This window comes from Hyalangium versicolor (assembly GCF_020103695.1).
Taxonomy (GTDB): Bacteria; Myxococcota; Myxococcia; order Myxococcales; family Myxococcaceae; genus Hyalangium; species Hyalangium versicolor.
This window is the reverse complement of record NZ_JAHXBF010000031.1, coordinates 66,269-91,011: the sequence shown is the minus strand read 5'-3', so window position 1 is coordinate 91,011 and position 24,743 is coordinate 66,269. Positions and strand designations below refer to the sequence as shown.

The window sequence follows — 24,743 nt, the reverse complement described above, 5'->3', positions numbered from 1 at the left end:
GACGTGACGACCGCCGTCGAACTCAAGCAGATCAGCCGGCACTACGGCACCGTCCGAGCCGTGGCGGAGGTCTCCCTGTCCATCCAGGACGGGGAGTTCTTCTCGCTGCTGGGCCCTTCGGGCTCGGGCAAGACGACGTGCCTGCGCCTCATCGCCGGCTTCGAGCAGCCCACCTCCGGCAGCCTCCTGCTTCATGGCAAGGAGGCCGCGGGTGTCCCGCCCTACGAGCGGGACGTGAACACCGTGTTCCAGGACTACGCGCTGTTCCCGCACATGAGCGTGCGGGACAACGTGGCCTATGGGCTGATGGTGAAGGGGGTGGACAAGAAGAAGCGCCATGAGGAGGCCGAGGCCGCGCTGGACATGGTGGCGCTCAAGGGCTTCGGGCATCGCCGCCCCGGCGAGCTGTCCGGAGGCCAGCGCCAGCGCGTGGCCCTGGCTCGGGCGATCATCAACAAGCCTCGGGTGCTGTTGCTGGACGAACCGCTGGGCGCGCTGGATCTGCGGCTTCGCGAGCAGATGCAGACGGAGCTGAAGTCCCTCCAGCGCCGGCTGGGCATCACCTTCATCTACGTCACCCACGATCAGGGAGAGGCGCTCTCCATGTCGGACCGGGTGGCCGTCTTCAGCCAGGGGAAGATCGAGCAGGTGGACACGCCGAAGGGGCTGTACACGCGGCCTCGCACGGTGTTCGTCGCCCGGTTCGTGGGCACCTCGAACGTGGTGGAGGGCGAATTGGCGCGACGGCTCACCGGCTCGGAACGCCCGTTCTCCGTGCGGCCGGAGCACATCCGCTTCATCGCTGCGTCGAGTGCCCCGGAGGCCGAGCGCCTGGGCGTGGAGGGGCGGCTGGTGGACGTGCAGTACCACGGGGCCACGAGCCGCTACGCGGTGGAGGTGCCCGGCGGTCCGCTGCTGAGCGTGAGCCTGCCCAATGGTGAGGACGAGGTGGTACGGCCCGCGCCCGGCGAGGCAGTGCGGCTGGCGTGGTCGCGTCAGGCGATGGTCGAACTGGAGCCGGGGGCGTGAGCATGGCGGCCGCGAGCGTGGGAGTCGGGCGAGCGATCTCCAATCTGCTCTATCGCCGGAGCACGCTGCGGGTGTTGCTGCTGTTCACGCCGCCGCTGCTGTGGTTCGGCGTGGTGTACCTGGGCTCGCTGCTGGCGCTGCTGGCGCAGAGCTTCTACACGTTCGATGACTTCACCATGGAGGTCACCCGGGACTTCACCTGGGCGAACTACAAGGCGCTCCTGGAGGATGCCAACGCGGACATCGTCCTGCGCACGGTGGGGATGTCGGCCTCGGTGACGGTGGCCTCGGCGGTGGTGGCGTTCCCCATTGCCTATTACGTGGCGCGCTACACGGAGGGGCTGCGCAAGGGCTTGTTCTACGTCGCCATCATGCTGCCCATGTGGGCCAGCTACATCGTCAAGGCGTACGCGTGGACGGTGATCCTCACCAAGGGCGGCATCGTCTACTGGCTGATCGGCAAGTTGGGGCTGACGGGCGCGCTGGAGTGGATGCTGGAGCTGCCGTACGTGGGAGGTACCTCGCTGTCCACGTCGAACCTGGGCCGCTTCCTGGTGTTCACCTACGTGTGGCTGCCGTTCATGATCCTGCCCATCCAGGCCTCGATCGAGCGGGTGCCACCGCAGCTCATCCAGGCCTCGGCGGATCTGGGCGCGAGGCCGGCGCAGACGTTCCGCACGGTCATCCTCCCGCTGTCGTTCCCGGGCGTGGTGGCGGGCTCCATCTTCACGTTCTCGCTCACGCTGGGCGACTACATCATCCCGCAGTTGGTGGGGCCGCCGGGCTTGTTCATCGGGACGATGGTGTACACGCAGCAGGGCTCCATCGGGAATCTGCCCATGGCAGCGGCCTTCACGGTGGTGCCCATCGTGATCGTCGGCGTGTACCTGTCCATCTCCCGGAGACTGGGGGCCTTCGATGCGCTCTGAGTCGACGACAGCCAGTGGGCCGCGCGCGCCCCTGTTGCTGAGGCTGCTGGCGTGGGGCGGGCTGGTGTTCCTGCACTTCCCCATCGTGGTGGTGTGCCTCTACGCCTTCAACACCGAGGAGAGCGCGTTCAGCTTTCCGCTCAAGGGCTTCACCCTGCGCTGGTTCCAGGTGGCGGCTGGGCGCGAGGATGTGCTGGAGGCCATCGGCCTGTCGCTGAAGGTGGCGGTGACGGCCACGGCGCTGGCGCTGGTGCTGGGCACGCTGGCGGCGTTGGTGCTCGCACGGCGTCAATTCCTGGGGCGTGAAGCGCTGACGCTGATGTTCGCGCTGCCCATCGCGCTGCCGGGCATCATCACCGGCATCTCGCTGCTGTCCGCGTTCAAGCTGGCCAATATTCCCCTGAGCTTCTGGACTATCGCCGCCGGGCACGGGACGTTCTGCCTGGTCGTCGTCTACAACAACGTGGTGGCCCGCCTGCGCCGCATGCCGTACTCGCTGGTGGAGGCGTCCATGGACCTGGGAGCGGATGGGCTCCAGACGTTCCGCTACGTGCTGTTGCCGCAGATGGCCACGGCGCTGCTGGCGGGGGGCATCCTCGCCTTCGCATTGAGCTTCGATGAAATCATCGTGACGACCTTCACGGCGGGCCATGAGCGGACGCTGCCCATCTGGATGCTGAACCAGCTCGGGCGCCCGCGAGACGTGCCGGTGACGAACGTGGTGGCATTGGTGGTGATGGTCATCACCGCAATTCCTCTCTTGCTGGCCTGGCGCCTCACCCGAGGCACCGAGCAGGTGGCCGGCAGTAGCAAGTGACGCAACCGAGGTGGCCGCCTGGCCCCTCCACAGGACAAGGAGACGACCCCCATGGATGGCAAGCAATTCATCGACGGGCAGTTCGTGGCAGGCGAGGGCGCGGTGGAGGACGTCCTCGATCCGGCCACCGGCGAAGTCCTGGCCAAGGTTCCCGAGGCTTCGCCCGCGCAGATCCAGGCGGCGGTGAAGGCGGCGGAGAAGGCGTTCCCGGGCTGGTCTCGTACGCCGCCGAAGGACCGGGCCACGGCGCTGCTCAAGCTGGCGGATGCCATCGAGGCCAAGGGCACGGAACTGGCCCGGCTGGAGTCTCGCAACACGGGCAAACCGTACGCGCTGGCACTCGCGGATGAGATCCCCGCCATCGCGGACGTGTTCCGCTTCTTCGCGGGCGCGGCGCGATGCATGACGGGGATGGCCACGGGCGAGTACGCCGCGGGCTACACGAGCATGATCCGCCGGGATCCGCTCGGCGTCGTGGCGTCGATCGCGCCGTGGAACTACCCGCTGATGATGGCGGCGTGGAAGCTGGGCCCGGCAGTGGCCGCGGGGAACACGGTGGTGCTCAAGCCTTCCGAGCAGACGCCGCTCACCACGCTGAAGCTGGCCGAGCTCATCGCCGGTATCTTCCCGGCGGGTGTCATCAACATCGTCACGGGCCGGGGCGAGACGGTGGGCGCGCCGCTCATCAGCCAGCCGCAGGTTCGGATGATCTCGCTCACGGGAGATGTGGGCACGGGCTCGAAGGTGCTCCAGACGGCGGCGCAGACCGTGAAGCGGACGCACCTGGAGTTGGGCGGCAAGGCGCCTGTGATTGTCTTTGACGACGCGGATCTCCAGAGCGTGGTGGCGGGCATCCGGACCTTTGGCTTCTACAACGCGGGGCAGGACTGCACGGCGGCGTGTCGCATCTACGCGGGCGCGAAGGTGTACGACCGGTTGGTGGCGGACCTGAGCAGCGCGGTGTCCTCCATCAAGGTGGGCACGCAACAGGAGGAGGGCGTGGAGATGGGGCCGCTCATCTCGGACAGGCAGCTCCAGCGGGTTGCGGGCTTCGTCGAGCGGGCTTCGCAACAGAAGCACATCGAGATCACCGCGGGTGGCAAGAAGGGGAGCGGCAAGGGCTTCTTCTTCACGCCCACGGTGGTGGCGGGTGCGAAGCAGGACGATGAGATCGTCCGGCGCGAGGTGTTCGGTCCTGTGGTGTCGGTGACGCGCTTCGAGGATCCGGAGCTGGCGATCGCGTGGGCGAATGACTCGGACTACGGCCTGGCGAGCTCGGTGTGGACGAAGGACATCGGCAAGGCGATGAAGGTCGCGGCCGAGCTCCAGTACGGGTGCACATGGATCAACTCGCACTTCATGCTGGTGAGCGAGATGCCGCACGGAGGTGTGAAGCGCTCGGGCTACGGCAAGGACCTGTCCATGTACGCGCTCGAGGACTACACGGCGGTGCGCCACGTGATGGTGAGGTACTAGCGATCAAGCCCGGCCTGGGCCCCTGCGAAGGAGCAAGAGATGACGGACAACGCCAGCCTGAAGCGTCGCCGAGAGGCCGCGACCCCCCGCGGAGTGGGGGTGATGGCACCTTTCTTCGTGTCGAGAGCGGAGAACAGCGAGCTATGGGATGTGGAGGGCCGCCGCTACATCGACTTCGCGGGAGGCATCGCGGTGCTCAACACGGGGCACCGGCACCCGAAGGTGATCGCGGCGGTGAAGGCGCAGTTGGATGCCTTCACGCACAGCGCCTACCAGGTGGTGCCCTATGAGGCCTACGTGACGCTGGCCGAGCGGCTCAACAAGCTCACGCCGGGAGCGTTCCCAAAGAAGACGACGTTCTTCTCCACGGGGGCCGAGGCGATCGAGAACGCGGTGAAGATCGCGCGAGTGGCCACGGGCCGGAGCGGCCTCATCGCCTTCAGCGGCGCCTTTCACGGGCGGACGATGATGGGCATGGCGCTCACGGGAAAGGTGGTGCCGTACAAGACGGGCTTCGGGCCCTTCCCGCCCGAGGTGTACCACGTGCCCTTCCCGTCGGCGCTGCATGGGGTGAGCGTGGACGACTCGCTCCGGGCGCTGGAGCTGCTCTTCAAGGCGGATGTCGATCCAAAGCGGGTGGCCGCCATCCTCCTCGAGCCGGTGCAGGGGGAGGGGGGCTTCTACGTGGCTCCTCCCGAGCTGATGCGGGCGCTACGGCGGCTGTGTGACGAGCACGGCATTCTGCTGATCGCCGACGAGATCCAGACAGGCTTCGCGCGGACGGGGAAGTGGTTCGCGATGGAGCATTACGACGTGGTGCCGGATCTGATGACGACAGCGAAGTCCCTGGCGGGCGGCTTTCCGCTGTCAGCGGTGACAGGCCGAGCGGAGGTGATGGACGCGCCGGCGCCAGGAGGGCTCGGAGGCACCTACGCGGGCAACCCCATGGCCATCGCGGCGGCCCATGCGGTGCTCGACGTGATTGAGGAGGAGGGGTTGGTGCGGAAGGCCAACCAGCTCGGAGAGGTGATGCGCGGCCGCCTGGAGGCACTGCGGGCTCGGGTTCCGCGGATGGCGGAGGTGCGAGGCCTGGGAGCGATGCTGGCAGTGGAGTTCTGCCAGCCTGGAGGCCACACGCCGGATGCGGACTTCACCCGGCAGGTGCAGGCTCGGGCGCTGGAGAAGGGGCTGGTGCTGTTGACGTGCGGAGTCTACGCCAACGTGATCCGCTTCCTCTTCCCGCTCACCATCCCCGAGCCTGTGTTCAACGAGGGGCTGACCATCCTCGAGTCGGCGCTCACCGCGTAGGAACGGTTTGAAGCATGGGTGCCCGTCAGTTCTGGATGCGGACGGGCACCCCGTTGGTAATGGTGACGTTGCCAGCGGTGTCGATGACGCGAGCGGTGAGCACGTAATCGCCGTTGGCGAAGTTGAGGGTGTTGAAGTTGATGCTGTAGGGGGCCTTGTTGTCGTAGATGACGTAAGTCGAGCCGACATAGAAGGTGACCCGAGCAACGCCGAGCGAGGCCTGAGCATCGACCGAGAAGTTTGCCGTGCCACTGAGCACTGCATTCGGTGCGGGGGAAGTGATGGTGCTCGTCGGCAGTGCGATATTCAGGATGGTGACAGTCACGCTCGAAGTGCTGGCATGGCCCAGCTTGTCGTAGGCCTTGGCCTGGAGGGAGTAGGAGCCGTTGGCCGTGGTGGAGGTGTCCCAGGAGAGTTGGTAGGGCGGCTGGGTCACGCTGCCCAGCAGGGTGGAGTCGCTGTAGAACTCCACGCGCTCGACGCCCCCGATATCCTCAGCGGAGGCCAGGAGGGTGGCATTGCCTGCCAGGACGGCTCCCGTGACGGGCGCGGTGAAAGCCACCGAGGGAGCGGTGTTGTCGACGATGACCGGGAAGGGAGTGGACACCGTCTGCTGGCCCTTGTGGTCAATGGCTACGGCGGTAAGAGTGTAGGTGCCGTCCGGGGAGTGTGTGGTGTCCCAGAAGAGCTGGTAGGGGGGAGCCAGAGCGGCACCCAGGTCGACGCCGTTGGAGCGGAAGAAGACCTGGGAGAGCAGGATGTCATCGGACGCGTTGGCCGAGAGAGTCACGGTGCCGCTGAGCATCGGTTCAGGCGGGTTCAGGGTGACCTGGGGCGGCATGTCTCCCACGCGGAACACGAGATCATCCCGGTCGTTGTAGCTGTTGTTGGAGGCGCAGGGCAGGTAGTCGTAGTTATAGGGTTCCGTCGTGACTCGGATGGCTTGCAGGTTTGCGCCTGGGGAGAGCGTGAAGGTCCTCTTTTGGACTTGCGCGCCCGGCTCGCGGAGAGGAACCCAGCCGACCCAGTTCCACACCGGAGCCTCGGCATCGGTGGCGTAGAAGATATGGATCATGTCTACCGAGAGGTAGGCCCAGACGGTGGCTTCGACGACGACCGTCTTGCCAGGAGCGAAGCCGCTCCCGTCTTCAGTGTAGATTCGCACCCGATCCAATGACTCGTCATAGTGATAGGTGCCCAAGTTGCCGTCGGGGCAGGAGGAGAAGAGGGTGTTGGGCGCGTTCGTCTCGGGCCCGCGAGTGCCTCGGCCATTCACCAGCGTTCCCGTGTCGCAAGACTTGCCTGTGGAGAGACAGGCGGGAGCCTTGAAATGCGCGTCATAGGCAGCCATGTTGTCACCGGTGAGTGACGCATGGCTCTGCTCCAGAGCGGGAGAGGCTTCGTCGGAGTCTTGGGGGAGGGCCTGCTCGGGACTCATTCCACAGCCTGCGAGCATGAGGCTGATCAGCGTGCTGAGCCTGCCCATCGGACCGAAGCGATTCACATCTGTCTCCTATGAATGAGAAATCACCCGATGCCGCGCTGCGGCGCGTGCCGGGATGAGTCCATACACAGTACAAGGGAGGCAGAGTTTTGTAGCCTGAGGCAAACCCCAGGCTGGCGATCCTTGGGTTTCCCCCAGGCTGGCGACAAGCCATTGAGGAGGGGGTGGTACAGAAGGCCCATCAGCTACTGTGGAAATAGGACCTTGCTCACCCGAACGGTCCGTCCATCGTTGCCGACCACGATGAGAGCGAAAGGGCGTTTGATCTCGCTGCGGTCGAGCTGCCACTCCAGGATGACCGGATAGGGGGCATTGCCTGGAGGAATCGGACCCGTCCCAAGCCAGGTGATTGGTTTGAACACGCCACCGTGCTCATCGGCCAGGAAGATTTCCTTGATGCTCCACTCCTGGGCTCCCGACTGCGCGACGGTGAGTTTAAGCGCCGCTCGAGCACCAGCAATAGCGTAAAGGCTCAGACAGTTCCTGACATAAAGTGCGTCACCGCGTATGCCTGTCAGATTGTTCAGGAGTGCTGTCTTGAGACCCTCGGGGTCAATGAAGTTGTTGGCGAGGAGATCAGCCAGTCCGCCTCTCGTGAGCACTTGGCTTTCGAGTTGCTCAACACGGTTTCGTAGCTGTGCGTTTTCCGCCCGGACCTCCTGAACCTCCTGCTGGTATGCCTTCACTGTACGCGCGTGACGAAAGACGTCGATTTGGCGTGTTGCCAGAGCCGGGTGAGCGATCAGAAGAAATGTCGCACTCCCCGGGGCTGCGCCGTCGAGGAACGGAACCGATAACAGAAACCGTTCTCCTGGCGTGAGGTCACTCTTGGGCCTGAGAACAATCATGCGGTCCGCAACCACGAAGCTTTCGAACCGTTCACGCCCCTGGATCGCTACCAAGCCGCGATTCACATCCGCGTTGAAGGTGAAGGCCGTCGCAATATCTGCACTGATGCATGCCTTCGGGGGCGCCGCGGTTGCCTTGGGCAGAAGGTCAATCCTGGATGAAGCTGATTCGCATTCAACATAGCTCGGCGTGTCTGCTTGAGCTGGGCTTGCATGAAGAGCGAGAATAAGCCTGGCTGAAGAAAGGAGGGACATTGAGTAGCCTCAAAGCTTCGTGGCTGCCTCCAGACGGAGTTAGAAGTCGTTGGCACGGATGGTGAAAAAGCTGAGTATCACGGCAGCGTCCGCAGTACGGGCCTCCCAGGGTAGGCCGCGTTCGCCGTTGGTAACCAGCTCCGCGCAGACGGGGAATTCCTTGCCTTCAGGCGTCGTGCCCTTTGTAAAAACGCCGTAGACCCTGTCCGAGCCGAGGAAGATCCTGCCTTCAAACTCGAATTCGAACCCATCTGCCCACTGGTAACTGACACCTTCTCTGTCACCTTTGAGCTTGACCGCTCCCTCTCGGACGGTGACTGTCGTTCCAGCTTCCCATCCAGATCCGGGCCATTTGGTATGGAAATAGGCTCGAGGCCTGATGCCCATCTTTTCCATCTGCTCGATCGTCCTGGCGGGGCATGGCTCAGGCGGGGGAGGCTCCGAACGAACGACCGTCGTGTTGCTCACACACCCGGCGGCACCCGCGATGCAGCACACCCCGACACACTTCCTAACCTTCTTCAGCGCGTTCTTCACGTCTGGCTCGTCCTTGGGAAGCGTCGCCTCAACGACGGACGCGCGGGTCGAGATCGCGTCGGCGTCAGATTCAGGCGGTTGCAACGGAATCTCCAGTTTTTGGATGGGTGTGCCTACCTGCCAGGCCCCGAAGGGGACGACTTCCTCATTGGGTTGGAACCCGTTGGGCCCAAGTGCCGGCGTGCCGGCGTGGTTGGAGGCCAACACCTTGGGGTGCGACGGGCCATCCACCGGGAGGGGCACCATGACGAGCCCCAGCGCCAGCATCATCGCCCAGGAGCCAGCCCGACGTGCGGGCATCTGACCGGCCGTCGGAGCCCTCTGCCTCCATTCATTCGGCCCGTCTGGAACCACTGGCACCGGAACTGGAACAGCCACGACCACCGCAGCGGCTTCTGGGGCCGGTGCCGCGTCCTCGGCCCTCGAAAGTGGCTGGGGCTCCGGTGGAGGCACGGGGGGCGGCGCTGGCGCCATGTACTCGGGCAGCTTGATGACTCGCCCTCTCCGGGGGACCTTGATCTTCGAGAAGACCAGCTCGATCCCGTCCTGAGCGAGCCGCGTCGCATCGATCTCGGTCGTCCGGCACTCGGGCGCATGGGGGTCACCCAGGAGCACCTCCCAGTTCTCCGCCCCTGCGGACGCCTCCATCACTCGGCGTAACTCCCCGCACATCACTCGCAGGTCCGGATAGCGGTTCTCTGGGCTCTTCTCCAGCAGCCGCATGCAGATAGCCCCGAGCTCAGGCGGGACACGGGGGTTGATCACGTGGGGCATCTTGGGGACCTCCCGCAGCACCCGCCGCGTCATGAAGGGATCCTCGCGCAGGCCAAAGGGGAGCAGGTCCGTCAACATCCAATAGAACGTCACCCCCAAGGCCCACTGCTCGTCCTTGGCCGTGGGCCTGTAGCGCTTATCTTCATCCCTGGCATGCTTCCAGGCTTCTGGGCTGACGTACTCCAGCGTGCCGGTGATCGGTCCGAACCCCTCGCTCGACCTCGCCCCTGTCATCGCCGCCAGTCCGAAGTCCAGCACCACCGGTTCCTCGCTGGGGAGCCGGACCATGATGTTCTCCCGCTTCAGATCCCGGTGGAGCACGCCGGCCTCCTGCACCGCAATCAGCGTGCGCCCGAGGGAGAGCACCAGTTCGCCGACCTTGCGTGCGGAGGGGTTGTGGAGCATCACGTAGTCGTAGAGCGTCAGCCCCTCCACGTACTCCATGACGACGTAGAAGAGTCCGCGCTCCCGGTCTGGCCACCTGCCGCACGCGATGAAGCGCACCACGCCTGGGAGCCGAAGCTGCGCGAGCGTCACGAGAACCTGCACCTCACGCGCGCCAAACCGATCGAGTCCCGGGTCCAGGAACTTCACTGCGTAGGCTCGTCCGGACGCCTCGGCGCGGTAGACATGGCCGTGCCCGCCCTCTCCGAGCAACCCATCGATGCGGTAGTCACCGACCATGGTCCCTACGGAGGGGAGTCGAAATGACGGGTGATCCATGGGTTCACTCTACCTCCCGACTCACCGGATGGCGTGAGACGCATCCAACCTACCGCATCCTGTGCCCCCGAAGATGCCGGCGCAACACACCTCCCAGGTGAAGCCCGCCCTCGTTCTCTATGACGTGGGGCGTTTACGGCCCGCCAGCATGACCTTGGCGACTCCTTGGAGGGCGTTGACTTCGTCTTCGTCGAGCTCACGTGCCAGGCGCGTAAGCCGCCGGACATGAGGTGGATCCTCGTGCGTCTGCTGCGGCCCTGGCGAGCTACCGGGGCTCATGAATCCGAGGAGTACGCGAGGATCCGCCTCGAGGACATGGCACATGCCCAAGAACGTCGGGAGGCTCGGAAGCAGCACTCCACGCTCAATTCGTCCGTACACCTCCATCGCGATCCCAATCCGCTCCGCCACCTCAGCTTGGGTGAGGCCCCTCTGGAGTCGTGCCTCGCGTGAGGCTGCGCCCAGTTCGTTGGCGAATCTCTGCCTCATCTGGAAGCGCCTCATGGGATGTTCCCAGGCACATCCACGGGAGTTGGGAGGATGCCGGGCTCAGTCACTCCGTACGCGACATGCTCGTCGAGTTTCCTCGCCGCACGGATGAGCGCTGCCGTCTCCGCCGCCAGTTCCCCCTCGTGATACTGGGGCCAGGAGTCGTGCATGTATCCGCGGAGATCGTCTGCCATTGCGAGGGCACTCGGGTACCGCTTCGACGGATCAACCTGGAGCGCTTTCGCAATGATCCGACGCAACCGTACGGCGAGCCTCTTCGTGGCTCGGTCTACGTCCTTTGAGCCGAAGTTCACGAGGCGGGGTGCCAGAACCTCAAGGGGGATGATCGGTTCAGTCTCGACGCGAGTCCCTGGGAGCACGAAGGTCGAAACCGCATCCTCCAGAGAATCCGGAGGGTCGAGAGGATGCCAGCCGGTGAGCTCCCCCAGGAGAACCAGGCCCAGCGAGAAGATGTCGGCTCTGCTATCGGGTGGACTCCTTGCAGCGGCACGGCGTCGCTTCCTCGGCGTCTGGAACTCGCGCAGGACTTCAGGCGCAATGTATGCGGCATCCCCCCTGAGCAGGCCGGTGGGCGTCTGATAGCGTCCCATCAATTCGGAGTAGGCGGACCCGAAGTTCACGAGCTTGACCTGGCCTCGTTGGCTGATCTGGATGTTCGTAGGGGATACGGCCCGGTGAACGACATGGAGGGGCCGCCCCTCTTCGTCGGCGCAGCGATGGGCATGGTCCAGCGCATCGGCGATGGCCATGGCAACGGTGACAGCGAAACCGGCGGACACCTTGCGTTTCACAAGGGCAGCGGCATCGAGGATCGTCTCCAAGGAGCATCCGGGCTCGTGCTCCAGAACGAGGAAGGACTGCGCCCCATCGATCGCGTATCCGAGCACCTGGCCGATGTTGGGGTGTTGCAGATGCTTGCTGAGCTGCAACTCCTCCGAAAGCCGGGCTTTCACTTCCGGGGCGGGCTTTTTCTGAGTCGCGAAGAGCGGTCTCAGCTCGACGGTCGTGGTGGCCGTCCCGAGATACTCCTTGCGCGCCGCGAGAAGGACGGGATCTCCATCACGGCCATACTTGATGGGTCGTAGCACCATGTACTCGAAGCCACACGACTCGAAGACGCGGATCATGCGCGTACCTTTGGTGAGATAGGACCCCATGGGTAGCATAGGACCTATCACGATGGGAAGGCCATGAGACGAACCAGGTCTCATGCCAAAGGCGTCTGCTGCTCGCTGGACCCGGGAGTGGCGCTGCGGAGGGGCGCATCGTCTCTGCGTGCTGAGTGTCGGGCTGGCCCTGAAGCTGCTATTGGCCCACTCGTGTGGTTGGGACCACAAGGACGGGTGCAACGTCCCTGGGCATGATCCCGAGGTGTCCATACCCGACTGCAAGCGAGCCGCGGGAGAAGGGATTCGATCTCATGAGAATGAACAGGTTCAAACTCGCTCCCTTGCCTCTCATGGTGATGGTGGCTTGTGCGGGGCTCCCGTTCTTCCGAGCGTCGGAGCCATCTCCCGCTTCCGGGAAGGCGGGCGTGGGTGGTGCTCGATGTGACCCGCGCGCCACGCTGGAACTGCAGGACATCCATTACGACGGGAAGGCCCTTTCAGGGCGCTTTCTGGTCGGTGCCCTGGCAGACAAAGTCCGGTTGGATAGGCGATTTCTCCCCAATCTCGGCGTGAACCTGGACGCTGTCCGCGAGTGCAGCGGGGGCCAACCGGTTGCGTTCGTGAGGGGAGATACGTTTCCGCCAGGCGCTCGCGAAGAGGATCTTCTGATCCTCGCGCGTGGCTTCTGGTTCGGAAGGAACGTGGGGTTTCCAGTGTTCAGCGAGCCTTTCACTGGGGCAGGCCCCGAGTGCGTCATCGCTGAATTCTCGCTGCGTTCATTTGATGGCGAGTGTGTCGCCACCGTTCAGGCAACTGCGACACGGGAGCCTTCTTCGATTTCGGGTGGTGGTTTGCCGAGCGAACCGGTGTCGTCGAAGGACGCCGGCACGCTTTGAATGTGTGTCGTTCCTGAAAATGGACATCCCCGAGCCAGTGTTCAACGAGGGGCTGACCATCCTCCTGGAGGGCAAGGGGGGCGGAAGCAACGCACGGCAGGAGCACTGACGGCCCAGTGTGTCCCATGGTCCTTCTCCGGACGCACCATGTTCCCAGGAGAGGCGACCGGGAGGAGCGGGCCATGCTCAACGGGGGTTGGTTCCATGCGGTGCTGGGAGTCCTCCTAGCGCTCTGCTGGGTGGGCCGGGTGGCCCGAGCGGACGAGCCTTCCCGCCTGCCCACGACTGTCCACGGAGCGATCGCGGCGTTGGAGGACCCGAACAATGCTGTCGCGGCGAAGGCGTTCCAGTTCCTCCTCGAACTGAAGCTGCCTCCAGGGGTGGAACTCGATGAGCAGTCCCTTGCGCGGCTGCGAGCCTTCTGGCGAGGGCCTCGCCTCGAAGCCATGCTGCGAGATCCGGACCCGGCCGCCCGTATCGCTGCCGCCAATGGACTGCAGGAGGCCGGAAAGGCGGATGAGCGGTACCCATCCCTCCTGGCCGAACTCTTGAAGGACTCGGACAAGACGGTCCGGATTGCAGCCGCCGGTGCGCTGGGGAGTATGGGAGAGGCGGCCAGAGCGCAAGCCCCGCTCCTTGTGGGCTTGCTGAAGTCGGACGAGCAGGTCCGTCCCTGGGCGGCCCGGGCCCTCAATCGTCTTGGGGAGGCGGCCAGGGATCAGGCCCCGATGCTCGCTGGCCTGCTTGGGGACTCGGATGCCCAGATCCGGTTGGCGGCGATCCAGGCGTTGGAAGGGATGGGAGCGGCGGCCCGGGAACAGGCCCCCGTGCTTGTCCTCCTCCTGAAGGACCCGGACTCCAACGTGCGTCAGGAGGCGGCCAGGGCGTTGGGGGGGATCGGGGAGGCGGCCCAACCCCAGGTTCCCGCCTTGCTCAAACTCGTGGAGCAGCCCGGCGGGAAGACCCGCACGCTGGCCGTGGCGGCGCTGGTGAGCATGGGGCAAGCCATGAAAGGGCCGGCTCCGCTCCTGGACAGGTTCCTGAAGGATCCGGATCCGAGCATCCGTCAGGCCGCGCTGGGTGGGTTGGACTGGCGGGGGAAGGCATCGGCGGCTCAAGCCCCGCTCGCCGGCAAGCTCTTGAAGGATCCCAACGTGGAGGTCCGCAAGGCGGCGGCGGGAGTGCTGTGGACCCTGGGGCGTGCGGCGAAAGAGCAGGCACTCCTCCTGGGCGATGCCTTGAAGGATCCCGATCCGGGCGTCCGTGCGGCGGCAGCGGCGGCACTGGGCCGCATGGGGGAGGGGGCGAATGCACAGCTGCCCTTGCTCGTCGAGCTTCTGGAGGATCCGGAAAGGAATGTTCGGAGCTGGGCGGTATGGGCGCTGGGAAATATGGGGGAGCCTGCCAGCACCTACGCTCCTCGCCTCGTCGGATTCCTGAAGGACCCGGACTGGGGGATCCGCGGCAGTGCGGAAGCGGCGGTAGGGAGGTTGGGCCAGCAAGCCCATGGGGAGATCTCACGCCTCGTTGCCGCCCTCCTGAGCGATCCGGACGCGAAGATCCGGGCGCTCGCGGCCCGTGTGCTGGGCAGCATGGGAGAGGCCGCGAAGGAGCAGGCACCGCTCCTGGGGCGGCTCTTGCGAGATTCCGACATGCAGGTCCGGAAGACGGCCGCCGAAGCGCTCGGGAACATCGGCCCCGCGGCGAAGGAGCAGGTCCCCCTGCTGATCCATCTCCTGGTGGATGCGCAGGAGCGAGCCAAGAATTCATTGCTGGGGAGTGAGCAAGAGGAGGCCATGGCCGCGGCCACCGCGCTGGGGAACATGGCTCCCCTGGAGTTGGCCTCCATCGCTCCGCTGATCGCCCAGACCACCACGAGTCCGGCCTACCGCTCCCATTGGCTGGTGAGCGCCCATATCGCGGGCGGAGGAGAGGCCCGCGTGGAACGCCTCCTGCGGTGGCTGGGGCGGCCCTCGAACGAGGCACCCATCCAGGAGCTGCCGCTCGATGTGGGCAGGGAGACATTGAAGCTCTTCGCCGAGTTCTGGCCCATGACCGAGAGCTACCCAGAACTCCGGCACGAACTGGCGAGCCAGATAGGGCGGGTGGTGCTCCTGGAAAAGGGCCAGTGGAAGCGCGGCGATCTCGGGCTGCTCCGGCTCCAGGAGAAGAACCTGCGCGAGTGGAGCGCCTCGCAGACGGAGACAGCCTCCGTGGAGGCCGTCATCCGCTCGGTGCAGCAGCGGGACGTGTTCTCGCACCTGGGCTGGGGGTGGGTGGCGCACGCCGGCTTCTGGCTCCTGCTGCTGGTCTTCTATCCCCGTTCGCCGCGCGTGCAGGCGCTGTTCTTCTGGAATCCCTGGGTGCGGAAGATCGCCGGCCTGGGGTACGTCAGCCTGTTGCTGACGTGGGTGCCGTGGCTGCGGCGCCGCCTGCTCGCTCCCTTTGCCCCCCTGTTGCTGGCGGACGCGGACCTGGAGCGTTTCTCCCCTGACTCCTATTTTCCCCGCTCCGAGGTGAGCGATCCTTTCGGACAGCGCAGGCCGCTGCTCGCCGCGCTTCCCCGGCTGGGTGGACAGATCATCCTGGAGGGCGACTCAGGGCTGGGGAAGTCGATGTTCCTCAAGTACCTGCTGTGCGGCTCGAAGCGGCTGGCGGTGTTCCTTCCCGCCGAGCGCTGCCGGGGCGGCGTGCTCGAGGCCATCCAGGCTCGGCTGGAGGGGCAGGCCCAGGACACCACCTTCCTGCGCAGCATCATCTACAGCGGTGCGCTCGACATCTACATCGACGGGCTCAACGAGGTGACGGCCGCCACCCGGGAGAAGATCTCCCAGTTCACCGAGCGCAACGTCCACGCCAACATCCTGCTGGCCACGCAGCGGATCGAATGGGCGCTGCCCGCGACGGCGCGCCGCTATGTGCTGCAGCCGCTCTCGGACGCGGAGGTGGTGGAGTTCCTCGTCAGTCGCGAGCCGCTGCTGGAGCCGGGAGCGAAGCTGCGAGGCCCGAGTTACCAATCGGTCTGTGAGGACTTCGTGCACCAGGCGCTGGCTCCCGCGCAGCCGGAAGAACTGCTCCGGGCAATGCGCGAGGTGCTGGCCAACCCGCTGGATCTCACGGTGGTGGCGCAGATGCTGGCCGCGGGGCACGTGCCGGATCTGTTCCACCTGCGCCAACAGCAATACGCGCTGATGGCGGAGGACTACCGCCGCAAGTACCTGGCTCCGTTTCCGCTGGGGCCATTCTCCGAGGCGGCCTACCAGATGCGGCTGAAGGACGCTCCGGTGATTCCGGAGGAGCCCTTCAGCCGTGAGCTGCCGGGACTGGAGGCGTTCAAGATCGTGCTGCGGCGGCAGTGGCAGAGCCCAGACGGGGAGGGTCACCGGGAGTGGCGCTTCCGGCACGACAAGTTCCACGAATTCTTCATCGCCCAGGCGCTGCTGGAGACTCCGGATTCGCGCCTCACCCAGCACGTGGGAGACCCTCGCTTCCACGGCGTGTACTCCCTGCTGGCGTTGTTGCTGGAGCCACAGAAGGCGCGGCAGTTGCGAGATCTGTTGGTGGAGCACGCCGCCACGACCCAGGACCACACCCTGAGCGATCGCTTCGTGCTCCTCTTCAAGGAGAGGCACGAGGCGGAGCAGGCCCAGGCCTCGGTGCGCCTGCCCCGATTGGGTGGACACCCCTGATGCCAGGTCGGTGCTCACCTCGTAGGAATGTTTTGGAGCATGGGGGCCGTCAGTTCTGGATGCGGACGGGCACCCCCTCGGTGACGGTGACGTTGCCAGCGGTGTCGATGACGCGAGCGGTGAGCACGTAATCGCCGTTGGCGAAGTTGAGGGTGTTGAAGTTGATGCTGTAGGGGGCCTTGTTGTCGTAGATGACGTAAGTCGAGCCGACATAGAAGGTGACCCGAGCGACGCCGAGGGAGGCCTGAGCGTCGACCGAGAAGTTTGCCGTGCCGCTGAGCACCGCATTCGGTGCGGGAGAGGTGATGGTGCTCGTCGGCAACGCGATATTCTGGACGGTGACAGTCACGCTCGAAGTGCTGACATGGCCCAGCTTGTCGTAGGCCCTGGCCTGGAGGGAGTAGGAGCCGTTGGCGGTGCTGGTGGTGTCCCAGGAGAGCTGGTAGGGCGGCTGGGCGACGCTGCCCAGCAAGGTGGAGTCGCTGTAGAACTCCACGCGCTCGACGCCCCCAATATCCTCAGCGGAGGCCTGGAGGGTGGCGTTTCCTGTCAGAACGGTTCCAGTGACAGGAGCGGTGAAAGCCACCGAGGGAGCGTTATTGTCGACGATGACAGAGAAGGGAGTGGACACCGTCTGCTGACCCTTATGGTCGATGGCCACAGCGGTGAGAGAGTAGGTACCGTCCGGGGAGTGTGTGGTGTCCCAGAAGAGCTCGTAGGGGGGAGCCAGAGCGGCACCCAGGTCGACGCCGCTGGCGCGGAAGAGGACCTGGGAGAGCAGGATGTCATCGGACGCGTTGGCCGAGAGCGTCACGGTGCCGCTGACCAGAGGCTCAGGCGGGTTCAGGGTGACCTGGGGTGGCAGGTCTCCCATGCGGAACACGAGATCATCCCGGTCGTCGTAGCTGCTGGTGGGGGAGCAGGGATTGTCCTGGTATTCGTAGGCTTCCATCGCGACTCGAATGGCCTGCAGGTTCGCGCCAGCGGAAAGCTTGAAGGTCCTTGTGTGGACTTGCGCGCCTGGCTGGGAGGGAAGAACCGAGCCGACCTTCTTCCACACCGGAGCCTCGGCATCGGTGGCGTAGAAGATATGGATCGTGTCTACCTCGTAGTAGTAGGCCCAGACGGTGGCCTCGACGACGACTGTCTTGCCTGGAGCAAAGCCGCTGCCGTCCTCGGTGTAGATACGCACCCGATCCAAGGACTCATCATAGTGATAGGTGCCTGCGTTGCTATCCGCGCACGAGGAGAAGAGGGTGTTGGGCGCGTTCAACTCGGGCCCTCGAGTGCCTCGGCCATTTACCAGCGTCCCAGTGTCGCAAGACTTGCCCGTGGAGAGACAGGCGGGAGTCTTGAAATGCGCGTCATAGGCAGCCACGTTGTCACCGGTGAGTGGCGCACGGCTTTGCTCCAGAGCGGGAGCGGCTTCGCTGGAGCCTGGGAGGAGGGTCTCCTCGGGACTCATTCCACAGCCTGCGAGCATGAGGCTGATCAGCGTGCTGAGCCTGCCCATCGGACCAAAGCGATTCACGTCTGTCTCCTATGAATGAGAAACCCCCCGATGCCGCGCCGCAGCGTGTCCCGGGATGACCCAAGACACAGTACAGGGGAGACAGAGTTTTGTAGCCTGAGGCAAACCCCAAGCTGCCGATCCTTGGGTTTCCCCCATGCCAGGGGCAATCCATCGAGGATGGGTTGGTGCAGAAGTTCAACCCGCTACTGCTTGAATGCGGCCTTGCTTACCCGAACGGTCCGTCCATCGTTGCCGACCACACGAGGGCGAAAGGGCGTTTGATCTCGCTGCGGTTGAGATGCCACTCGCAGGATGGCCGGCTCGCAGCACTCGCCGCGCCATGAGGGGATCCTCGCGCAGGCCAAAGCGGAGTATGCCCGTCAACATCCAATAGTATGTTCCTGGTGAGACCTTCATGCCTCCTCTTCCGGAGAAAGCTTCTCCTTCTGGCGTCAGTTTTTCAGTCGGGCATTGCCGCAGTCGCCACCGTCTACGGGCAGATGATTGGTGATGGCGGTGTGTAATGAGGGCCGTGCGACAAACACGCGGATATACGAATGAGAACCAGTACGATTTCGAAAAGGATCTCCGCTGTATTCCTTGGCATTCTACTCGTTTCTTGTAGTACCACGCACTACGCAGAGAGTCCCGGTGAAGGTTCACGGCGCTGGACAGCGCGATGGACTGGTTGAAGCGCAACCACAAATCAATTCTGGTGGGGAGCGTGATTGTCATTGCGGGTGTTGCTTTCGCTGTGGTTTCGGCGGGCGCCGGGATCTTGGTTCTAGTGCCAGTAGTGATCCTGGCCTCGTCTGCGACCACGGTCGAGTCTTCCACCGCTTGGGTGTCGCCATGAGCATGGTCGAGCTTTGTCTTGAGGTAGAGGGGCTTCTTGGGCGGCTCCGCGAAGAGGCTTCGCCCCAGGAAGAACAGGAGAAGCTTCTGATTGCGATTGATGCGATCCGATTCCTATCAGCTAGCGGCCAGTCTTACGACTTTGAGGACTACCGAAAGAGTCTTGATGCCAATGCTCCTCCGCTCGTGATCGCCGCATTCAATACTCTGGAGGCGGCGGAATCCTGGTTGAAGGAGCAGCCCGAGCCGCCTGCCAGTGGCTGTGTGTTGGTAGGGAATGAGTATTGCCGTGTCATGTATTCTCGCGAGACTGGCTTGCGCAAGCTCATCCCCAGTCACAGTACGCTGGAGTACTATCTCGAAGAGATGATTCAAGATGGGCTCCCTGCCCCTGATTCCACGTTCAACACGCGTGAGGAAGCAGACTCATGGCTCAGCAGCCAAGCCGAGCCGCCACGGCAAGTTTTCATCACCATTGCTGGTGAGTACTATCTCGCCGTGTATCACTACAGGGTCCGCCTTCGGGCCCTCTATCCGATTTCAAGGGCCGCGAAGTCGCAGCTGGAACACGACGGAAAAGGTTGATTCTGAATAGTCAGTCCATGAGCTGCTGGGTCAGGTAGACGTAGTGCAGTGCCCACCGCCGGGCGTTCATCGTCGGGTCGGCGTCGTTGCTGTGACCGCCGTCGGTGTTTTCGTAATACAGGAACGGGAGCCCCATGGCCTCAAGCCGCGCCGCGAACTTCCGCGCATGGCCAGGGTGAACGCGATCGTCCATCGTGTTGGTCGTGATGTATGGCTTGGGGTACCGGACGCCCGGCTGGAGGTTCTGGTATGCGGAGTACTTCGCGATGAACGCGGCATCCTCGGGCACCTCGGGGTCTCCATACTCGCCGATCCACGAGGCCCCCGCGGGGAGCTTGTGGTAGCGCAGCATATCGATGAGCGGGCTCTCGATGACCACCGCGTTGAAGAGATCGGGGTGCTGGGTCATCTCCACGCTGGTGAGGACTCCGCCATTTGAGCGCCCATAGATGCCCATGTGGCGCGGTGAGCTGATCTTCCGCCGGATGAGATCCTGGAGCACGGAGGTGAAGTCATCGAAGGCCTTCTGCCGGTTCTCGCGCAGCACCGCTTGGTGCCACCGGGGCCCGAACTCGCCGCCTCCGCGGATGTTGGCGATGACGTAGACACCGCCACGCTCCAACCACAGCTTGCCCACCTCGGGCAGGTAGGCAGGGGGCTTGGCCACCTGGAAGCCGCCATAGCCATAGACGATGGTCGGAGCCTCTCCCGTCAGCTTTAGCGCCTTGGGCTGGACGACGAAGTAGGGGATCTGCGTTCCATCCTTGGACTTCGCCCAGAACTGCTCCACCTTGTGGGTGGAGGCCTTGAAGCGAGCTGGCAATGCCTTCGCTCCCTTCACGGTGGCAGTGGCCACATCCGCGAGCCACAGCCTCGTCGGATCGAGGAACCCCTGGGACTCCACGAACACCTGCTCATGGGCCGGAGAGGTGGCGACGATGCCGATCGAGGCGTTCTTCGGCAGGGCGAGGCGCTTGCGGTTCCAGCTCCCCGCGGCCCACGTGTACACGTCGAGTGCACCCTTCACGTCCTCATACATGTTGACGATGAGCTTGCCGCGCGTGGCCGCTACGTCCTCGATAGCCTGGCGGGGCCCGGGCTGGAGCACCAGTGCTGGCTGGGCCTTCGTGGGGTCTGCCTGAAGCTCGGTGAGCTGGAAGGAGAGCAACGCTCCCTGCTTGAAGCGGCCCCAGTCCTCCTGGAGGGTGAAGAGGAGCTGCCCTGAGACGAAGGCCTGGAAGGAGGCTTTCTTCGGCAGTGGGAGGAGGAGCGGTTTCGCGTCGGTGAGCAAATAGAACTCGGACTCGAAGAACGTCACCACGCGGTTGATGAGCATGGCCCGGAGCTGGCCTTCGGAATCTCGCAGCTCGATGGGGCTTGCCCTCACATCGGTTTCCTGGCCGCGGAACACCTCGGTCGCCTGCTCGAGCGGCTGGCCCCGCTTCCAGCGCTTGAGCACGTAGGGGTAGCCGGAGGCGGTGAGGGTGCCGCCGCCCCAGTCCTGCCCGACGAGCAGGGTGTCCGAGTCGATCCACACGGCGGACTGCTTGCCCTCGGGGAGCCGGAAGCCCCCCTGCACGAAGGACTTCGAGGCGGCGTCGAACTCCCGGACCTCGGTGGCATCCTTGCCTCCGTTGGAGAGGGACACGAGGCACAGCCGGTCCTCGGGAGGCAGGCAGAGCTCTCCCTTGAAGATCCAGTGGGAGTTCTCGACCTTGGCCAGCGCGTCGACGTCGAGCACCGTCTGCCACTCCGGGCTCGGGCTCAGGTAGCTCTCGAGCGAGGTGTGGCGCCACAGGCCACGGGGGTTGGCGCGGTCCTGCCAGAAGTTGTCCACGCCTCCCGCGCGGAAGTGGGGCTCCGGGATGCGGTCGGTGGCGGTGAGGAGTTCGAGCGCCTGGGCGTGGAAGGACTCGAAGCGCGGGTCCTTCTCCAGAACGGCCAGGGTCCGAGCGTTCTGTCGTTGGACCCACTCGAGGGCACGCTGTCCCTGGACCTCTTCGAGCCAGAGGAAGGGGTCCTCCGCAGCCGGAGGGACGGGGGCGGCCGACAGCAGGGCGAGCAGCGAGGTGGTGAGCAGGGGGGACATGACCCCCTCCTCACCTCATGTGGGCCAAATGGTCAACAGGCGAGAGGCGAGTGAGCGAGCCCTGGTGCGCCCGTCGATCCGTGGGAAACGGGAGAATCACAAAGCTCCCCGCGCCTCTCCATCTCCTATGACTTTCGCGCACAGATCCGTGCCGAGGGGTGGGACATGAGTCGAATCTCGGGAAGTGGGAGCCAGCCTTCACAGGCGGCGGCGGAGGAGCATGCCCTGGGCGGCAACGCCTTGAGCATCATCGTACCTATTAAATCCAAGGAAGGGGATCTGGATGAACTGCTGAAAAACATCGGCAACGATGTTCCGAACACAGACTTCATTGATTTTTCGAGAGCCAAGGCCACGCACTTCCTACGCTGGGTCATCCTGGAGCCGTCTCGGAACGCGAAAAAGACTCCCAAACGGAAAAAGACTCCCAAACGGCTGCTGGCCTTCGAGGCCAACCACGATGGCTCGGAGGAAGAGTACCTGAAGGAACTCTTGCGGATGGGAGACAAGGTTCTCCGAAAGATCTACAGCCACTGTGAGAAATGGCCACCGCCTCGTCCCAAAGGCATCCCTCGTAATGGCACCCCCTGTGGGCAATGGCCGCCGACCTGCAATCACGTCGAATGCAACACCCGCTTCAGGGAAGGCTTCCAGGCATACCTGCTCGAGCACAGGAAGCCGCACGCCGCCTTCTTCCAATCCTACGCGGGCTGGACGGTCCATCGCATCCAGAGCCATGCCCTCTTGAGAAAGAAGCTCCGACGGCTCGCCGAATTCTTGCAGGGCCAGGGCCGTTCGCACCTCATCGGCTGGGCTGGGAGTCCGCAGGGCCGGCAACTGGTCCGGCAAGCGCTCGGACAGGGGCCAGTCCCTGTTCTCCAGCCGCGCACGGCGAGGGCGAGGCTCGGGGAGTGGGCCCTGTTCTCGCGCCCGGGCAAATGCGGACTGCTCTTGCTCTTGCTGCGAGGCAGGCGGCTCTTGTTCCCAGGATTAGTGATGCTCACCGCCATCCTCGGGTATGAGGAATGGGATCAGCGCAAGAGGGAGAAGGCTCGACGCGCCGAAGAGAAGCCCCCAGCCATTCGGCCCCTGGTCGAAATCGAGAGCCGCAGTACGGCCCAGACTCCGCTCACCCATCTCGTGGATATCAAGCCAGGGCGCCTCCGGTTGGTGATGCTCAAGTCTACACTCGCTGTGGTGCACTTCCTGGCCAGGTGCGCCGTCAATGAGGGCAAACTCGGGGACACCACGGGGATCCACTTCGCGCGCTGGCTCATCCTCGACAAGCCTGGCCAGCCGCGCCAGCTGCTCTTCTTCAGCAACTATGACGGGAGCTGGGAGCGTTACCTCGGGGATTTCATCGAGAACTCCAGCCACTGGTTGAATGCTGTCTGGACACACACGGAAGGCTACCCGAGGACTCGGCTGTTCTTCTGGGGCGGCGCGAAGGACGAACAGGGGTTCAAGCAATGGGTTCGCGAGAAGCAGGTCCCCACGCTGGTCTGGTACAGCGCGCACGCCGACAAGAGCGTCCGCAACATCCGCGATGACATCAAGCTCTGCTCGAAGCTCGAGGTTTGCGAGACATGCCCGGTGCAGAGGGATGTGCTCCGGATGCTCTGACCCTCCTTCATCCAGGCATGAGAGGAAATCCATCATGGAAGAACTGCAATACGAAGACATCCAGGGGTTGCTGCGCTTCGGGTATGGGTATTTGCCGTGCGCGCGTTATCTATTCCTCCAGGTGAAAAAGGGGGACGCTGCTCGCATACGGGCCAAGGAGTGGCTGGCCTCGATCGTGGGCAGCGTCGCCAATGCAGCCGATGCGCCACGGAGAGAGAGGCCCGCTCGAGTGCTGCAGATCGCCTTCACTGCGGACGGGCTGGACGCATTCGGTCTCTTCAAAAAGGGCGAAGAGGGCGAGCGGCTCATGGGCACCTTCCTCCCGGAGTTCGTGAAGGGGATGGCCGAGGAGAATCGTGCGAAGAAGCTCGGCGATACGGGCGGGAGCGAGCCGAAGAGATGGTGTTTTGGCGGCCCTCAGAAGGAGAAGCGCATCCACGTCGCCCTCATCCTCTTCGCTCAAACACCCGATGAGCTCGAGGCGTTCTTCCAGGAGCACCGGCAGCAATACACCGACGCGCTTCACGAGGTCTTCAAGCAGGATGCGGCCTTGCGGCCGGTCTCCCAGGAGGCGGCGAGCCCGTCATCGGAGGAGGACAGCGAGAAGACCCTCTTCGTAGAGCCCTTTGGGTTCATGGACGGGATCTCGCGGGTCGTGGCCAAAGGTTTCCCATCCCAGAAGGAAGGCAGGGGGCGCACCACTGTCACAGAGGTCGAGCCGGGGGAGTTCATTCTTGGCTACCCGAATGCCTACAACCAGCAGGCCGCCCCGCCACTGGTTCCCACGGCGATGGACCCGGACAACACCCTGCGGGTCAATGAGAGGTATCCCTCTTGGAAGGAGTGGGGCCGCAACGGTACGTACATGGTCATCCGGAAGTTGCGGCAGGACGTGCGTGCCTTCGAGAGGTTTCTGGAGGACAACTGCCAGCATCTGCGCGCCGAGGCCCAGGATGCCGATCCCAAGGAGTATCTGGCGGCGAAGCTCATGGGGCGCTGGCGCAGTGGCGCACCCTTGGCCCTCAGTCCTGACAGAGATGACCCACGGCTCGGGAGGGATATCTCCTGCAACAACGATTTCTCCTATGCGGGAGATGAGCAAGGGTTGCGCTGCCCTTTCAGCGCGCACATCCGCCGGAGCAATCCCCGTGACTCGTTGTCACCTGACCAGCCCCCAAAGGCTGCTCTGGAGTCGGTGAACCGTCATCAGATCATCCGCCGGGGCCGGCCGTACCGGGATTCCGTCAGCCATGGGGCCAAGGATCCTCAGGAGGGGCTCCTTTTCGTGGCTCTCAATGCCAACATCGGGCGCCAGTTCGAATTCATCCAACAAACCTGGATAAACTCACCGAAGTTTCATGGACTCTATGACAGCCGGGATGCCATCGCTGGCAACAACCATGACCCGGCCGTCAAGGACAGCAAGGCAGACGATTACGCGGTGAATATTCCCACCTCCGCCAGTCCACTCCAGACGAGAATCACCGGTGTGCCTCGCTTCGTCCATGTCGAGGGAGGGGGCTACTTCTTCCTCCCTGGCATCAACGCACTCCGCGTCCTGTCCCGCTTGCCTGCCAGTGACGGCGACTCGTGAGTCCATGCATGTTGCCCAGGACCCCCGTGAAGCCTAGTTTTCGTTGACGGCTGTTTTTCTGGCAGCCTTCAAGGGGAGCG

17 protein-coding genes are annotated in these 24,743 nt (G+C 64.3%); 10 read left to right on the top strand and 7 right to left on the bottom strand.

Annotated elements, in window-relative coordinates:
- The first annotated feature begins 3 nt into the window (after positions 1-3).
- The 5 genes from KY501_RS44050 to KY501_RS44030 are packed head-to-tail and all read left to right on the top strand — an operon-like array spanning position 4 to position 5,559.
- Positions 4-1,029, top strand: coding sequence for an ABC transporter ATP-binding protein (locus tag KY501_RS44050; protein WP_224370473.1), 1,026 nt, complete (start codon positions 4-6; stop codon positions 1,027-1,029).
- Positions 1,030-1,031: 2 nt separating this feature from the next.
- Positions 1,032-1,958, top strand: coding sequence for an ABC transporter permease (locus tag KY501_RS44045; RefSeq protein WP_224370534.1), 927 nt, complete (start codon positions 1,032-1,034; stop codon positions 1,956-1,958).
- Entirely contained in the window at positions 1,948-2,775 is an 828-nt protein-coding gene (locus tag KY501_RS44040; RefSeq protein ID WP_224370471.1) for an ABC transporter permease, read from the top strand. The genes KY501_RS44045 and KY501_RS44040 overlap by 11 nt, the downstream gene beginning before the upstream one ends.
- Positions 2,776-2,826: 51 nt before the next feature.
- Positions 2,827-4,251, top strand: a complete 1,425-nt coding sequence (locus KY501_RS44035) for a gamma-aminobutyraldehyde dehydrogenase (protein WP_224370469.1) — start codon at positions 2,827-2,829, stop codon at positions 4,249-4,251.
- 39 nt (positions 4,252-4,290) lie between these two features.
- Entirely contained in the window at positions 4,291-5,559 is a 1,269-nt protein-coding gene (locus KY501_RS44030) for a 4-aminobutyrate--2-oxoglutarate transaminase (RefSeq protein ID WP_224370468.1), read from the top strand.
- A 25-nt stretch (positions 5,560-5,584) separates the two neighbouring features.
- Here the strand turns inward: KY501_RS44030 and KY501_RS54110 are convergent, their stop codons facing one another.
- The 5 genes from KY501_RS54110 to KY501_RS44005 form a co-directional block, all read right to left on the bottom strand.
- Positions 5,585-7,063 carry an Ig-like domain-containing protein gene (locus KY501_RS54110; RefSeq protein ID WP_224370466.1) on the bottom strand — a complete coding sequence of 493 codons (1,479 nt, stop codon included), beginning with the start codon at positions 7,061-7,063 and terminating at the stop codon, positions 5,585-5,587.
- Between the two features lie 185 nt (positions 7,064-7,248).
- Positions 7,249-8,166, bottom strand: coding sequence for a DUF2381 family protein (locus tag KY501_RS44020; protein ID WP_224370464.1), 918 nt, complete (start codon positions 8,164-8,166; stop codon positions 7,249-7,251).
- Positions 8,167-8,205: 39 nt separating this feature from the next.
- Positions 8,206-10,161 (bottom strand): serine/threonine protein kinase, encoded by a 1,956-nt coding sequence (locus tag KY501_RS44015; protein ID WP_224370532.1) that lies wholly within the window; start codon positions 10,159-10,161, stop codon positions 8,206-8,208.
- 156 nt (positions 10,162-10,317) lie between these two features.
- Positions 10,318-10,689: a helix-turn-helix transcriptional regulator gene (locus KY501_RS44010; RefSeq protein ID WP_224370462.1), complete on the bottom strand. Its 372-nt coding sequence runs from the start codon at positions 10,687-10,689 to the stop codon at positions 10,318-10,320.
- Positions 10,690-10,700: 11 nt separating this feature from the next.
- Positions 10,701-11,837 (bottom strand): serine/threonine-protein kinase, encoded by a 1,137-nt coding sequence (locus tag KY501_RS44005; RefSeq protein WP_224370460.1) that lies wholly within the window; start codon positions 11,835-11,837, stop codon positions 10,701-10,703.
- Positions 11,838-12,244: 407 nt separating this feature from the next.
- Here KY501_RS44005 and KY501_RS44000 point away from each other — a divergent pair, with 407 nt between their 5' ends.
- Positions 12,245-12,715: a hypothetical protein gene (locus KY501_RS44000; protein WP_224370458.1), complete on the top strand. Its 471-nt coding sequence runs from the start codon at positions 12,245-12,247 to the stop codon at positions 12,713-12,715.
- Between the two features lie 182 nt (positions 12,716-12,897).
- Positions 12,898-16,404, top strand: coding sequence for a HEAT repeat domain-containing protein (locus KY501_RS43995; RefSeq protein WP_224370456.1), 3,507 nt, complete (start codon positions 12,898-12,900; stop codon positions 16,402-16,404).
- Positions 16,405-16,453: 49 nt separating this feature from the next.
- Here KY501_RS43995 and KY501_RS54105 read toward each other — a convergent pair whose 3' ends face one another.
- The gene (locus KY501_RS54105; RefSeq protein WP_224370454.1) at positions 16,454-17,935 is read right to left on the bottom strand and encodes an Ig-like domain-containing protein; all 1,482 of its coding nucleotides are present in this window, start codon (positions 17,933-17,935) and stop codon (positions 16,454-16,456) included.
- Between the two features lie 834 nt (positions 17,936-18,769).
- Between KY501_RS54105 and KY501_RS43985 the strand changes: the two genes are divergently transcribed.
- Entirely contained in the window at positions 18,770-19,357 is a 588-nt protein-coding gene (locus KY501_RS43985; protein WP_224370452.1) for a head protein, read from the top strand.
- A 10-nt stretch (positions 19,358-19,367) separates the two neighbouring features.
- On the opposite strand, the gene KY501_RS43980 is transcribed toward KY501_RS43985, so the two are convergent.
- Positions 19,368-21,446, bottom strand: a complete 2,079-nt coding sequence (locus KY501_RS43980; protein ID WP_224370450.1) for a prolyl oligopeptidase family serine peptidase — start codon at positions 21,444-21,446, stop codon at positions 19,368-19,370.
- Positions 21,447-21,611: 165 nt separating this feature from the next.
- Here KY501_RS43980 and KY501_RS43975 point away from each other — a divergent pair, with 165 nt between their 5' ends.
- Both KY501_RS43975 and KY501_RS43970 read left to right on the top strand, forming a co-directional pair.
- Entirely contained in the window at positions 21,612-23,069 is a 1,458-nt protein-coding gene (locus KY501_RS43975) for a hypothetical protein (protein ID WP_224370449.1), read from the top strand.
- A 34-nt stretch (positions 23,070-23,103) separates the two neighbouring features.
- Entirely contained in the window at positions 23,104-24,663 is a 1,560-nt protein-coding gene (locus tag KY501_RS43970) for a Dyp-type peroxidase (RefSeq protein ID WP_224370447.1), read from the top strand.
- Positions 24,664-24,743 lie beyond the last annotated feature (80 nt).

Excerpts from the sequence above, each read along its gene's own strand:
- KY501_RS44045 (WP_224370534.1), top strand. The coding sequence starts at position 1,032 with ATGGCGGCCGCGAGCGTGGGAGTCGGGCGAGCGATCTCCAATCTGCTC.
- KY501_RS44040 (WP_224370471.1), top strand. The coding sequence starts at position 1,948 with ATGCGCTCTGAGTCGACGACAGCCAGTGGGCCGCGCGCGCCCCTGTTG.
- KY501_RS44035 (WP_224370469.1), top strand. The coding sequence starts at position 2,827 with ATGGATGGCAAGCAATTCATCGACGGGCAGTTCGTGGCAGGCGAGGGC.
- KY501_RS44030 (WP_224370468.1), top strand. The coding sequence starts at position 4,291 with ATGACGGACAACGCCAGCCTGAAGCGTCGCCGAGAGGCCGCGACCCCC.
- KY501_RS44020 (WP_224370464.1), bottom strand. The coding sequence starts at position 8,166 with ATGTCCCTCCTTTCTTCAGCCAGGCTTATTCTCGCTCTTCATGCAAGC.
- KY501_RS44015 (WP_224370532.1), bottom strand. The coding sequence starts at position 10,161 with ATGGTCGGTGACTACCGCATCGATGGGTTGCTCGGAGAGGGCGGGCAC.
- KY501_RS44010 (WP_224370462.1), bottom strand. The coding sequence starts at position 10,689 with ATGAGGCAGAGATTCGCCAACGAACTGGGCGCAGCCTCACGCGAGGCA.
- KY501_RS44005 (WP_224370460.1), bottom strand. The coding sequence starts at position 11,837 with ATGATCCGCGTCTTCGAGTCGTGTGGCTTCGAGTACATGGTGCTACGA.
- KY501_RS43995 (WP_224370456.1), top strand. The coding sequence starts at position 12,898 with ATGCTCAACGGGGGTTGGTTCCATGCGGTGCTGGGAGTCCTCCTAGCG.
- KY501_RS43985 (WP_224370452.1), top strand. The coding sequence starts at position 18,770 with ATGAGCATGGTCGAGCTTTGTCTTGAGGTAGAGGGGCTTCTTGGGCGG.
- KY501_RS43980 (WP_224370450.1), bottom strand. The coding sequence starts at position 21,446 with ATGTCCCCCCTGCTCACCACCTCGCTGCTCGCCCTGCTGTCGGCCGCC.
- KY501_RS43975 (WP_224370449.1), top strand. The coding sequence starts at position 21,612 with ATGAGTCGAATCTCGGGAAGTGGGAGCCAGCCTTCACAGGCGGCGGCG.
- KY501_RS43970 (WP_224370447.1), top strand. The coding sequence starts at position 23,104 with ATGGAAGAACTGCAATACGAAGACATCCAGGGGTTGCTGCGCTTCGGG.